General features: G+C 46.9%; 15 protein-coding genes. 7 read left to right on the forward strand and 8 right to left on the reverse strand.

What is annotated here, in order from left to right; translation table 11 throughout:
• The first annotated feature begins 106 nt into the window (after positions 1-106).
• The 4 genes from ACR8BL_RS09370 (at position 107) to ACR8BL_RS09385 (ending at position 2974) form a co-directional block, all read left to right on the forward strand.
• Positions 107-1150, forward strand: a complete 1044-nt coding sequence (locus ACR8BL_RS09370) for a S66 family peptidase (protein WP_434752366.1) — start codon at positions 107-109, stop codon at positions 1148-1150.
• 68 nt (positions 1151-1218) lie between these two features.
• Complete coding sequence (locus ACR8BL_RS09375; protein WP_434752367.1) at positions 1219-1524, forward strand: hypothetical protein; 306 nt, start codon at positions 1219-1221, stop codon at positions 1522-1524.
• A gap of 193 nt (positions 1525-1717) precedes the next feature.
• The gene (locus tag ACR8BL_RS09380) at positions 1718-2497 is read left to right on the forward strand and encodes a threonine/serine exporter family protein (protein WP_434752368.1); all 780 of its coding nucleotides are present in this window, start codon (positions 1718-1720) and stop codon (positions 2495-2497) included.
• Positions 2498-2515: 18 nt separating this feature from the next.
• Positions 2516-2974 (forward strand): threonine/serine exporter family protein, encoded by a 459-nt coding sequence (locus ACR8BL_RS09385; RefSeq protein WP_434752369.1) that lies wholly within the window; start codon positions 2516-2518, stop codon positions 2972-2974.
• 139 nt (positions 2975-3113) lie between these two features.
• Here ACR8BL_RS09385 and ACR8BL_RS09390 read toward each other — a convergent pair whose 3' ends face one another.
• The 5 genes from ACR8BL_RS09390 to ACR8BL_RS09410 form a co-directional block, all read right to left on the reverse strand.
• Positions 3114-3659 (reverse strand): DUF2569 domain-containing protein, encoded by a 546-nt coding sequence (locus ACR8BL_RS09390; RefSeq protein ID WP_434752370.1) that lies wholly within the window; start codon positions 3657-3659, stop codon positions 3114-3116.
• A 198-nt stretch (positions 3660-3857) separates the two neighbouring features.
• Positions 3858-4316, reverse strand: coding sequence for a DinB family protein (locus tag ACR8BL_RS09395; RefSeq protein ID WP_434752371.1), 459 nt, complete (start codon positions 4314-4316; stop codon positions 3858-3860).
• Between the two features lie 224 nt (positions 4317-4540).
• Positions 4541-5491, reverse strand: coding sequence for a DUF1963 domain-containing protein (locus tag ACR8BL_RS09400; protein ID WP_434752372.1), 951 nt, complete (start codon positions 5489-5491; stop codon positions 4541-4543).
• A 146-nt stretch (positions 5492-5637) separates the two neighbouring features.
• Complete coding sequence (locus tag ACR8BL_RS09405) at positions 5638-6927, reverse strand: ammonium transporter (RefSeq protein ID WP_434752373.1); 1290 nt, start codon at positions 6925-6927, stop codon at positions 5638-5640.
• Positions 6924-7343, reverse strand: a complete 420-nt coding sequence (locus ACR8BL_RS09410) for a hypothetical protein (protein ID WP_434752374.1) — start codon at positions 7341-7343, stop codon at positions 6924-6926. The genes ACR8BL_RS09405 and ACR8BL_RS09410 overlap by 4 nt, the downstream gene beginning before the upstream one ends.
• A gap of 284 nt (positions 7344-7627) precedes the next feature.
• On the opposite strand from ACR8BL_RS09410, the gene ACR8BL_RS09415 reads away from it, so the two are divergent.
• Entirely contained in the window at positions 7628-8119 is a 492-nt protein-coding gene (locus tag ACR8BL_RS09415; protein ID WP_434752375.1) for a DinB family protein, read from the forward strand.
• A 68-nt stretch (positions 8120-8187) separates the two neighbouring features.
• Here the strand turns inward: ACR8BL_RS09415 and ACR8BL_RS09420 are convergent, their stop codons facing one another.
• Both ACR8BL_RS09420 and ACR8BL_RS09425 read right to left on the reverse strand, forming a co-directional pair.
• A complete protein-coding gene (locus ACR8BL_RS09420; RefSeq protein ID WP_434752376.1) occupies positions 8188-8721 on the reverse strand; it encodes a GNAT family N-acetyltransferase in 534 nt (177 codons plus the stop codon).
• A gap of 354 nt (positions 8722-9075) precedes the next feature.
• Positions 9076-10134 (reverse strand): M23 family metallopeptidase, encoded by a 1059-nt coding sequence (locus tag ACR8BL_RS09425; protein ID WP_434752377.1) that lies wholly within the window; start codon positions 10132-10134, stop codon positions 9076-9078.
• A 219-nt stretch (positions 10135-10353) separates the two neighbouring features.
• On the opposite strand from ACR8BL_RS09425, the gene ACR8BL_RS09430 reads away from it, so the two are divergent.
• Together ACR8BL_RS09430 and ACR8BL_RS09435 are read left to right on the forward strand one after the other, a co-directional pair.
• Complete coding sequence (locus tag ACR8BL_RS09430; RefSeq protein WP_434752378.1) at positions 10354-11115, forward strand: response regulator transcription factor; 762 nt, start codon at positions 10354-10356, stop codon at positions 11113-11115.
• Positions 11112-12875 carry a sensor histidine kinase gene (locus tag ACR8BL_RS09435; protein WP_434752379.1) on the forward strand — a complete coding sequence of 588 codons (1764 nt, stop codon included), beginning with the start codon at positions 11112-11114 and terminating at the stop codon, positions 12873-12875. The genes ACR8BL_RS09430 and ACR8BL_RS09435 overlap by 4 nt, the downstream gene beginning before the upstream one ends.
• A 120-nt stretch (positions 12876-12995) precedes the next feature.
• On the opposite strand, the gene ACR8BL_RS09440 is transcribed toward ACR8BL_RS09435, so the two are convergent.
• On the reverse strand, positions 12996-13271 hold the full coding sequence (locus ACR8BL_RS09440; protein ID WP_434752380.1) for a hypothetical protein: 276 nt from the start codon (positions 13269-13271) through the stop codon (positions 12996-12998).
• Positions 13272-13322: the final 51 nt, after the last annotated feature.

A 13322-nucleotide genomic window follows, 5' to 3' on the forward strand; every position in this document is an offset into this window, starting at 1 on the left:
TGTGACTGACAGGCTGTCTTTTACAAAGCTTTCCTATATAATGATGGAAATATTATGAAATATATTATTGAGCAATGTCAGTCCGATAGGAAAGGTGGGTTATAACATGAGCCCGCGTTCTATCCGTTATCCACAGCCACTTGTGAAGGGTAATACCATTGGTGTAGCAGCACCGTCCAGTGGTGTAGGGGAGTCGATGTATCGTTATTTGGAACAGAGCAAACAACATTTGGAGCACCTTGGCTTTATCATTCAGGAAAGTCTTTCCCTGCGTAACAATTCCAAATGTGTAAGTGCTCCCAAAGAAACTCGTGCAGCAGAACTAAATGCATTTATGCTTGATCCCGGGATACAAGCCGTTATTCCTCCATGGGGCGGAGAGTTTCTGATGGATATTCTGCCATTGCTGGACTGGAAGGCTTTGAAGAAATCACCGGCCAAATGGGTATTAGGCTACTCCGATATCAGTACATTTTTGTTTACCTACACGTTACTAACCGGAACAGCCTCAGCTCATGGCACCAATTATGTAGATCTTCGGTCAAGCGAGTTAGATCCGGTTACGGCCCGCTGGCTTGATGTGCTGCAGACTAAAGCCGGGGAAGAGATCCTACAGGTATCCTCCACCCACTATCAATCCGAATGGAAAATGGAACTGCCTGGCTTTAATCTGGATACGCCTTCTCGCTGGGAGCAGCTCGGAGCAGCCGAAGGTACCAATACCTCTGCCCACTTTTCGGGACGACTACTCGGAGGATGTATGGACACAATCACCTGTTTGATCGGTACTCCGTTTGCACCGGTAGAACATTATGTGCAGCAGTACTGTGCTGAAGAGGGAACGATCTGGTATCTGGAAAGCTGCGAGATGAACGCAGGAGATATCTACCGCCGCCTGTGGCAGATGAGACAAGCTGGCTGGTTTGCTGGGGCGAACGGCTTCCTGTTTGGGCGGCCTGCCGGTTATTCGAACACGTCCGATTTTACATTTACCGATGCTTTGTCTTCCGCTCTAGGTGATCTGGACGTGCCCGTACTCTATGATGTGGACCTGGGTCACATCCCACCTCAGATGACTTTTGTTAATGGTGCACTAGGTCAGGTAAGTTACGAAAGCGGTCGTGGTGAACTGCACATGACATACGTGTAATCACCTTTTGTAGGCAGATGCATACCTTGAAGGAAGAAGGATTTCATTTCGAGGAAGGGTTGTGCATCATGTCTGAATCACCATCCACACCAACCACTCGTGTTGTATATCAGGCCAATCAGCCGATGGTGCAATCCGTGCAAAGTGTGCGGAATATGCTGCATCATACGGCTCGTCAGCATGTCGGCAAGAAAGTACAAGTCCAGAACATTGACGGTCAGGTCTGGGAAGGTGTCATTATTAGTGCGGATCGCGGTATTCTGTACCTCCAAGTGACGCCAATGCATGGTTACCCCGAACCGCGTGCCTTGTTTGGCCCAACGATTCTGCCGCTGGTGCTGTATGAATTGCTTGTCATCACCTTGTTGATGTAAGTCTAAAGGCTTCGTCTCTTTCCTTTCGGGGATCGGGCGAAGCTTTTTATTACCTGTCCCGGGATTGCTTGTGAGCGTGTGAAATATGATACAATGGTGACGATACCACGCCTTATCTCATATGAAACGGAGCTTGATCCGGTTGGAATACATACGTCATGAAACAAATTCTCCTGTTGAATCCGAACCGGAGATGAGTAATACAAGCCAATACGCTCCTACTGAAGCATCGGAGCAATCCCAAGTCATCGCCATCTGTCTGCTTGCCGGCAAAATTATGCTGCAAAGCGGCGGTGAAACGTACCGCGTTGAAGATACGATGAAACGAATGGCTGCTGCACTAGGTCTCCCACATTCACATAGTTACGTTGTGCCTACAGGCATATTTTTCTCCGTGGATGCCACCGAACCAGCCAAGTTGATTCGTATCTCTGAGCGTACAACAGACCTCGATAAAGTATCTGAAGTTAACGCCGTCTCACGGCGTATCGGGCAAGGGCAGTTGACCGTTCAGGAAGCTCATAATTTACTGCTGGAAATTGAACGAAAACCTTCTGGTTATTCATACGCAGTGCAGCTAGGTGCTGCTGCCTTATCCAGTTCATGCTTTACCATTATGTTCGGCGGAGGCTGGGCTGATTTTCTGCCGGCACTGATCTGCGGCGGGATCGGTTACGCTGCGGTCATTCTTTTCCACCGCTGGGTACGTGTGAAATTCTTTGCTGAGCTTACAGCCTCCTTTGTCATCGGTATGCTTGCCTTTTTCCTGGTGGATTTTGGGGCAGGCTTCGAGCGGGATAAAATTATTATTGGTTCCGTCATGCCACTCGTGCCAGGACTGCTTATTACCAATGCTGTACGCGACTTAATGGCCGGGCATCTTGTATCCGGCTTATCCAAGGGCGCTGAGGCTTTTCTGACTGCTTTTGCCATCGGTACAGGCATTGCCGTTGTATTTTCACTTTTGATGTAAGACGGAGGGTTGCAGGATATGCTGCATTTTATTGAACAAGCCTTAACCAGCTTTGTCGCTTCGGCCGCGTTTGGCATTATCTTTAATGCACCAAGGCGTATGCTGCTTCACGGTGGCTTTGTTGGAATGATTGGCTGGATCATCTATATTGTGCTCGAATATGCAGCAGACGCTGTTCCTGCCACGCTGGCAGCAACGATTGCTGTGGGTGTGATCAGTCAGCTGTTCTCTCGTATGTTTCGTGCACCTGTCATTATTTTCAGTGTGGCAGGCATCATTCCTCTTGTGCCGGGAGGACTGGCGTATAATGCGATGCGCAGCTTTGTGCAAAATGACTATAGTGGTGCCATGGAGATGGCTGCCAAAGCACTGATGTTATCGGGAGCCATCGCCGTTGGACTTGTATTATCCGAGGTGTTAAACCAAATGATCCAGAGCTTCTCTCGTTCAGCTCGCGTCAAGTCAACCTCCAAATGATCCTCCTGACATAAGTGAATCATCCCGCAAAAAAAGCCCATGGTCTACAAGCTGGAGTCTTGACGAAGCTCCGATCTTGTATCCTATGGGTCTTTTCGTTTTCCCGATTAGATCACAATCAGAACATTCTCATTCTCGCCTACTTGATAAACGTATTTTTTACACGTACCGACTTGAGGAAATACGGAATAAAAATACAGCATGTCAGCAATGAGCGAACGATCAGATTAAACGCGGGTGTTGCATCCAGCACATGTTCTTCTCTTCCCACCTCATTTTGCGCAATGAGAATCCAGGTCATCACACCAATAATCACATTGACGATGTACTGTACAATCATCAACCGTGGGAACAGCCGCTTTCTGCGGTACAATAGAACAAGATTCACAACAACCATGACGAATAGAATAACGCTGCTGATGAATCCAAACCACAAAAGGGGTCGGATGACTTCCGCATATAGCTGCGGATCAACACCGCGACTGCCTTCCCATCGTGCCGGATCCATAATTACAGTAACACTTGAAATATCCGAAAGTAAAAACACTAGTGAGGCCCAAAGACTAATCTGGATTAAAATCAACCAGCCGCCCAGACCAGAGATACCTGGCAGTTCAGGCCGGGTGCCGCTTCTGTACGAATGCATATCTTTTTCTTCATCCTGCTTACCATATCGACTATCCATGATATCCTCCTAGTACAATATGAGAATATTTATTATAGCTCAAGATCTATATGTTGTGTTATAAAAAGGAGAATATTCTCAGTTGGGCTACATACGATTGCTTGCCAACTCCCCTTTCCCTTATTGCTTCCTTGCTATTCCGTTCATGCACCTTATTCCTTAAATATCCTATGTATTGATTGGATTATATGTATTCGTTTAGGCAAACATCGCCGTTTTCGGTTCTCTTCCTGTCAAGGTTAACATCGTATAGAGTTGCCCCCTGTGATGGTACATATGCCCCATTATCTCAAGCAACCATTCCAAACGAGTGTAGGAAGCACCCCAGTAGGATGTTGTTACATGAAGCAACTCTTCGGTAGTAAACTGCATGTACCGCTGATACAGAAAGTTTCGATTCTCAATAAGTGAAAGCTTGATCTGGTTCACGGAGCACACGCGGTTCTCTTGATAAAATAGAGCCATCTCTTCCTCCGACGCACCTTCGGATATGTACAGATCTGCGCGGCAGACTAAGGCCAGATGCGAGAGCAATTCCCTTATTGAACGCTTCCCCTCAATTGGTTTCAGTTCCAAATCTTCTTCACTTAATTGACCGCAAATATCAACTAAAGACGCAACCGCTGTATCAATATGTTTGAATGTAGACTGAATCATCCTCTTCACTCCCTTTTAATCCCATTATACAGAACGTATGATCTCACTTCAAGTCATTAACTTCTTCTAACTATTTAAACATACTGACGCCTCTGATTAACATATGTGCACAAAAAAAAGTCCCTCCTCCTCTTATAGACGGAAATCAGGACATTTTGTTACAACTATTGAATAATTATTCACCTAATTTATGGAATGACACTGGAACTGTGTATAAAAACAACTTAACTGGAATAGATCGAACAGCAAGTATGATCAAATTGTTCATTCTCCAAATCTACGCCTCGAATGAAAAACTGCAATTCACCGCTATCATGCCATTTAAAACCGATGGCATCATGCGTATCTATTTTTAACAGCAGCAACGTGTCCGATAATTCTTCCCATGTGCGCTCTTCATCTCCGTCATAATGAGCCGTCAACTTCTTCACACATTCCTGCTCGTTGCCGTTGTATACCTCACCCAGCTCAATATAGCTCAAGGCCTGGTGTTCTACATCAGAATGCTGCCCCTCCGGGTAACCAAACATGCCACCCCAATTGAGCGGACTGGGATGATTCCAATCCGATTCAAATTCCAGATAGCGGTCAAACAAACTGCCTTCCGGAGCACTACCTTCTTCGGACTCTGTCGTTAAAACATCATCACGTTCATTCAACGCCGCAGCGTCTACATATGCATATGTAGGAACCTCAAGATTAGGTAAAACCGTAACAGAATGAGCTACCGTAGATTCTCCTCCAAGTGCAGTAACCCCGTCAGGCTCACGTTTTACAAGGTTATTCGTAGATGGTTCATAGATCACTTGATGTTCGATTGGATAACCGGCATCCGCGCCCCCAATAAAGAAGTACAACATGCCCCGCTCCGGCAACGTTCCGCGTCCGTCATTCGGCGTATACGGAGACAGATCCACCATATTCAGCTGGGCCAGAAAAGTCATCGGTACCCCATCCTTCGTAAGCGGCCAGTCCAGATCATCGGGCAAATCAGGATGTCCACCTACACGCGAATTTCCTGTTCTGCGATACTCATCGGGCGTGGATACATCCAGGCGAATACCCCAGCGCCCAGCATCCAGTACCAGATCGGCAACAGCACCTAAATTGTATTCTTCTTCGAGGGTTTTACGTGCTTTTCTAGTCAGACGTTCACATTGTTCCGGCTTAATCATATAGATCCTCCCTTTTTGACGTTACACCTATGCTGAGACTTATTCATCTATACACCTGTATATTCTTCCGCCTTGTCTTCTTTCCCTGCTTTCTGTGTAAAAAAGAGGCTGACCTTCGTCAGCCCCTATCTCTTCCTATACAAATGTTATCGATTTGAATCAGAAGACTTCTCTTGATATGCAATCATATGCTCCTCACCATCCAGAAATTCATGCGACTGATGCGCAGCCATCACCCCATGATAGCTGATATCCAATCCGAGGTCTTCCTCCTCCTCGGTTGAACGGACAGGTACCACTTTCCCAATGAGTTTCAGTCCGAGCCAGGTCATCGCAAACCCCCAGATGACCAGAGCCGTCAGACCTAACGCCTGAACACCAAGCAGCCTCCAGCCGCCGCCCATGAACATACCACCATCTGTGGCAAACAGACCTACAGCAATCGTGCCCCACATCCCTGAGACGGCATGAACCGGGAAAGCGCCCACCGGATCATCAATCCGCATGCGATCCAGCCAGTTGGTTGCCGCCATCATTAACAGACCGGAGACAGCACCGATGAATATGGCTGCCAGATCACCTACAAATGCACAGCCCGCCGTGATGCCCACCAGTCCTGCAAGTGAACCGTTAATCACGGAAGGGGCATCGGAACGATTGAAACGGAACAACGTGTACAGCAACGTAGCCGCACCGCCCGCTGCCGCAGACAGCATCGTTACAATGGCGATGTGACCGATTCTGACATCTGTAGCGCTCAATGTACTGCCAGCGTTAAAACCAAACCAGCCGAACCACAGCAGAAACGCCCCTACCGAGGCCAGCGGCAGATTGCTCGGCAGGGCAATCGCGCTTACACCAAGCGGCGTGTATTTACCTTTACGTGGCCCGATGATGAGCGCCGCCGCCAGTGCGGAGAAACCTCCCAGTGCGTGAATTACCGCCGAACCGGCAAAGTCCTGCATACCAAGCTGACCGAGCCAGCCGCCGCCCCACGCCCAGTGTCCGCCAATTGGATAGATGATTGCCGTCATCAGGATGATATAGAGCAGGTATGCACGGAAATTGATCCGTTCAGCTACTGCACCGGATACAATTGAAATGACGGCAATGGTAAACGCGGCCTGGAACAGCCAGAACGTCTCCAATGACACGGGTACGTTCAGATGAGAAAGATCACCATTCAGGAAAAATCCCGTCACCCCTATGAACCCACCCGCATCTGAACCGTACATCAGGCCAAAACCAATGGCATAAAACAATAACGTACCAATGGTAATATCAGCAAATACCTTCATAATGATATTCACACTGTTTTTATAACGTACAAAACCAGCTTCCAGCAGTGCAAATCCGCCCTCCATCAACAAAATCATCGCTGCGCTGAGTACAACCCATACCGTGTCGATTCCGGAGCTTAACGTCTCCAAAGTCATGCTTGTACATCCTCCGTTTCACTTAGCTGTCTGATTTCGCGAATCGTTTCAGGTGATAGTTCAACCTCTTTTTGCTGGTTATGATCAGCGATTTGAATGCGTTCCATGATCAGATCGAGGTCACGGATGCGTCTGCGAATCTGCTCCATCTTGCGAAACCGTTCCTTCACCTGCACCATATATTCCACCGCCTGATGATGGGAAGCCGGTCGTCCTGCAAACCATTTGCGGACAGGCGATAGCGACTGATATGCCACTTCCTCAGCTCGTCGTTTTTGATCAAACTGTTCAATCTTCTGCTTGAGCGTTTCGATCTCATTTTCTTTTTTGACCTTCAACCGTTCGATAAGGTACAATAGATCGGACGATGATATTTGCAATGCTGTATGGTGATACACCTCGTCGATTACTAACATATCATGTCAGGACTCCTTACATATCAAGTTACTTGTACCGATTATAGTTTGCCGGGGTGTGCCCGTCAATCTTTTTTTCGTCTTTTATATAACTCAGCATACCCAATAAAAGGGTATGTTTTTTATTTTCATCATCTATTCATCTAACAAGGCATTTCATAGGTGATATTCGCTTTTACTCGTTTTATGCTCTATGCTGGTTAAACAGGGTTCCATATGTTCAATTGGACACATAAAGGCTATAACGATATTTGTAATAAATCTGCAGAGAGAGGATGTTAACGATGTTTGAACGCAATGATGAAATTCGAAATCAAATCTGGGAAACCATCTCGGGACTTGAAGAGGAGCAATTGAACCGGAAACCTTCCCCTGAACAGTGGAGCATCATGCAGGTGTTACGGCACTTGAATCTGATGGAAAATGTAATTACAAATCAAGCACGTCTTGCCTTGGAAAAAGAACAACATATGTCCATCGATAAAAAACCTTACGAGCTGTCTCTGGATCGCAGCAGATCCGTAGAAGCTCCTCCTCATGTTCAGCCACCAACTGCACCTGAGTCACTTGCAGATGTGCGCAGCGACCTGGCATCGTCCCATCGTGCGCTGGAACAGTTTGCACAAGAGCATGATACGGCTCTGCTGCGCAGCAAGTCTTTCCCTCATCCGGTATTTGGTGAGATGGATCTTGCGCAATGGATCGATTTTACAAGTTACCACGAGGAACGCCATCTGGGACAGATTCGGGAAATCAAGCAGCAGCTCGGTTTGTGAAACAGTTTGTAAAATAAATAAAAAAACCTCCACATTCCACTTCACGGTGGATACGGAGGTTTTCTTATTTAACTCTGTCCCGCACTCGTGCGGCCTGCTTCTATTTTTTTACCCATAATTACGAGGTCCCGGTCCACACCATCCAGCACAGCTACCTCGGGGTAGAATCCCCACTGTTCAAAGCCATGCTTGCGCAATAAACCGAGACTCGGCTCGTTATGCCCAAATACAAATCCCAAAATCGTCGTGACGCCCAGCGCGGGACAAGCCTCAAATACGGTATTCAACATCCGTCCACCGGCCCCAATTCCACGACACTGCTGATCTACGTATACACTGACTTCTACCGTGCCATTGTAAGCCGGACGCCCATAGAACGAACTTAGACTAGCCCATGCAACAACCTGCCCATCCCGCTTCATCACCCACAGAGGACGACGATCCGGTGTATGCTCGTTGAACCATGGCAAGCGCTGTTCTACCGTCACCGGTTCCAAATCTGCCGTTGCCATACGGCTCTCAATCGTAGAGTTATAAATCTCAACAATTCTCTGTAAATCTTCCTGACGTGCATACTCGATCTGTACCTTGTCCAGTGCCATCCCTAATCCTCCATTAACCTCTATAAGTTGAACTAAAGATTTCACACAGTCCACTCCGATGACAGAATAACCTTCCAATCGCTGTTATCCCCGGATTTTATTGATCCCCTTTTCCAAAGGGAAAAATCCGGTGATAAGGGCGAACGCTTCGCTTTTCCAGGTTTTTTCTGTCCTCTCCGTTAAAGTGTAAATAAATAATTCACCTTATATAGCTCTAATATCATTCAAAACCAAATTCAAGGCTATAATTATAGAAGCTATTATAATGGAAAACGGAAGCTGGCGTACAGCATGTAGAATATCCCGACATCAACACATCAAATGAATCTGTAAAATGGTACCGTATTGCCCTGCTTACTCAGGCAATCCCTGAACCGTATTTCCCCGCGTTAACTCATGGCTTTGATCGGCCCAGCGGATATTAAGGGATTGCGAAGTGAATAGATCCGGCCCATCCGATACCTGGAAATGCAGGTGAGCTTCGCTGGAGTTACCCGAATTACCGAGATCACCAATCAGGTCCCCCTGCTTGACTTTATCCCCTTTTTTCACAGCTACACTGCCTTTTTTGATATGACCCGTAATGCTGTATTCCTTGTTGCCATGATCGATAACTACATAGTTCCCCGCCGGTTGTTCCGGATTCATCACGCCAGGCACATTATCCTCAATATCGTTTTTAATCTCCACTACCGTACCATCTGCAGCCGCATAGAGTGGCTTACCAAAAGCATAATAATTGGCATTGACTTTGGGGTCTCCCTGATAACTCGCCCCCTCTTTAGTCTGAACAATATCCAATGCATAACGCTGCGTCTCATGCTCGTAATGGTAATTTGCCATGACATTATGACCTCCCCAGAAGACAAACATCTCTCCCTTCATCGGGTATTGAAACTCGGTCTTGGTTAGCTTATTGTCTGTATCGGGATGTGCTTCCAGTGGAGTGATGCTCAAACCACCAATCTGATGATCTTCTGTGAAATAAGCACGGATGCCCTTAGCTCCTGTATCGTCGATCCATGCATATTCCGTCAAATTGTTCATCTCGGCACGATAATTCGGGGTCCACAACTTCACTCCCTTCAAAAAGCTGTCAGCAGAGGACTTGAAATCTTCCAAAGAGACGGCTTGTTTCATTTCAGGAGTGAACTGCTCATAGATCGCATCCTTGGAACCATTCATCAGTGTATCAATGAGATTGTCTGGGGATACGGCCTTACTATCCTTCAAACCTTCATTCTGTTCTTTGCCAGCTGACTCACTTTGGTTATCCTTTTGCCCAGATGCCTGCTCTGTAACTTGCTTCTCGGCCTGCTCTGCTTCATCTGAGGTGATCTTGTTACTGGTGCAAGCAGATAGTACAGCAAATGCTGCCAACGTTAATAAAAGTAGTTTCCATTTCTTATTCATAATCAACACCCTTTCTGTTTATCTTAGCTTCCTTAAGTTAAATCTACATCATGAGTCTTATGCTTCGTCTAACCCTTGCTTACATTCAGTTAAACTCGTCACTGCTTCCTTAGCTCATAATTAAGGTACTGTTAAGGCAACCTGCATCCCAAGTGGTCACAAGAATGATATGATGGGCAATATACGGAAAAGGAAATACGAGGAGGTCAACTCTACACAATGGATCAAGTCTCATTACTGATTGTTGATGATGAACAAGCAATTCTGCATATGCTCAAAACGGTGTTGCTCAAAGAGCAGTTTCTCGACATTGATACGGTGACTACAGGTGAAGCCGCGCTCGAAGCATGCAACAATAAAACGTACCATTGTATCGTGCTCGACATTATGCTTCCAGGCAAAAGTGGCTTGGAAATCTGCCCTTTTCTACGACAGGTCACGGATGCACCTATTCTGTTCCTGACCGCCAAAACAACGGACTATGACAAGCTGACCGGCTTTGCCGTTGGCGGCGATGATTATGTAGCCAAACCGTTCAATCCGCTTGAAGTAGTCGCACGGATCAAGTCACTGCTGAATCGTTATTTACCTTCTAAAGCTGCAGCGGTTCAACAAAACACTTCACAACACGTAAAAACGTCATCTCCTCATACGAAGCAAGGCATATATGATTTTGGACGATTTCAGGTGCTTGAATTGGCAGGAGAGCTGCGCGTTGAGGGACAGGCTGTAACCTGTCCGGCACTCGTGTTCCAGTTACTGCTCTTTTTCTGCAAAAATCCGAACCGAATCTTCACCAAATCGGAACTGTATGAACGGGTCTGGGGATCTGAAGCCATCAGCGACGACAACACCGTTATGGTGCATATCCATCGCATTCGCGAACGCATTGAAGCCGATCCTTCCAATCCGGCGTTTCTCGTCAATGTGCGTGGTCTGGGGTACAAACTGATCCAGCCTGGCAATGTGTCGCAGACATGAGCATCCGCCGTAAATTAATGACCCGGTTCATCGGCATGCTTACCGGTACCGTGATCCTGATTATTGTGCTAGGATCACTCGCTACCTTCTGGGTTTTGCAGAAAGTGAATGAAGTGAATCTGGTCGATGACTTTGCCAATAACGGATTAGATCAGCTTATTAATACAGCCGAGATCCTGCCGGATAACACGATACGATACGATCCCGATCTGCTCAAGCAGGTGGATAAAAATCATGGCTGGCTTCAGGTTCTGGATGAGAAGGGCTATGTCATTGACGATTATCATGCCCCGTCCGATGTACCAGACCATTACAAACCCGGAGAATTGATTGCGTACTGGGAGGCCAATAAACCGTTCCCCTATCAGCTCGCCATGCTGATCCGGGAGAAGGACGGAAAGTATTTTACTTTGTTATACGGAGAACGGAATATAGCCAAGTCCTTACTGGATGGGATTCGTGCAAAGCTTTCGTACGATAACGGCAAACTGACTGTAAAACCTGCTGAACAGGAGACCATCCGCAAGGCAGATGCCTATATTCAAATATTGGATGCCTACGGAAAAGAAATCGTCTCTTATAATAAACCGGCTGTGGGTGTACCCATTCAGTACAGTATTCAAGATCTCGTGCTCCAGGTTCGTTATCCCAATCGTTCAGGCATATCGGTAGCCACATGGTATGACAACCAAAATGAAACGACCTGGATCGTAAGTGTACGGGTCGATTCAACCGTCGTTGAGAAGGTAAATCCCTACGCTTTCATTCTTGAACCTGCATTGATCGTCTTGATTCTGTCCATCGTTGTGCTACTCGTTTTGCTTGCGTTGTGGTATGCCAATCGCTTCGGTTCCCCGATGTTACATATGCTTCAGTGGTTGCAGCGTCTCGAGCAAGGACATTACGAGGAGCCTACAGGGGTTTCAGGTATTCCCCGGAGCCAGCGTCGGAATGGAAAATGGAAACGGAAATATCAAGTCTATGGTGAGGTGCTTCATTCCATGCAGGCCTTGTCCCATACACTCAAGCAGGATGAAGAACAACGGAAACAGACGGACGCCCTGCGGGAAGAATGGATTGCAGGCATTACCCATGATCTCAAAACACCTTTATCTTCTATCCAGGGATATGCTCATATGCTGGAGGCTGACAAGTATAGCTGGTCTACAGAAGAAGTCCGGGAATTCGCAGGAATTATGGTGGACAAATCCATGTATATGGACAGGCTTGTGAATGATCTTGCCATGACCTATCGGCTACGGAGTGGTGGGTATCAACCCGAAGTAGAACCAACTGACGTAAATACGCTACTCCATGATCTCGTTCAACGGGCTGAGCGTAACCCGGCTTATGGCGAAGGACGTATTCTGTTTCAACCTGCTCACATGCCTGTCTACGGGCTTGTGCACATTCCTTCTTTTGAACGAATCGTAGATAATCTCACGGCTAACGCTCTGCTTCACAACCCGCCGGGCTCTATTCTTGTTGTTCGTGTACATGCCGGGGAACAAGAAGGCGAATTCACAATTGAGTTTACTGATAATGGACAAGGCATGAGCCCGGAGACGGTGTGGAAGCTATTCGAACGATATTATCGCGGTACGGATACGGGCACTAGTGATGTTGGATCAGGACTCGGCATGGCGGTGACCAGAGGTTTAATTGAGGCGATGAAAGGTCGAATTGAAGTGTTATCCACACCTGGCGAAGGAACCACGATTCGCTTAATCTGGATGCAAAGTGCAAAAGAAAGCAGCTAATCTGTATTCGAACATTTCGCTTGACCTTTCCATTTTCAGTCTATATAATCGACTCTCAAGTAACACCTGTTCCAACTATTGAACTACATTTGCACATTAACGGATCAACTTATCTGAAATTCATCTGTGTGATTCAGCTCGTTGCATCCATTTATATTTGGCGATGACCAGAGACAGGACTTCGATTGCGTGCTGCCCAGAGAGAGAAGGGATTGGTGAAACCTTCTTCAGCGAACGGAGCGAAGTTACCCCTCTGCAGCCGTGACCTCGAACCTTCGACGATGTACAGACAATGCGCAGATCATCTCCATACATTCTTTCAATCGATGATTTCGCAAGATGGTTACATGTACGGTCAGTAGAGTTCACCGCCTGATCCCCGATAATGGATTCCAATGAGGGTTATGATGGTTCCTGTTTGCGGCGGCTGGCCGAGAGCGGAATGCA

It is taken from the genome of Paenibacillus amylolyticus (assembly GCF_051136285.1).
GTDB lineage: Bacteria > Bacillota > Bacilli > Paenibacillales > Paenibacillaceae > Paenibacillus > Paenibacillus amylolyticus_F.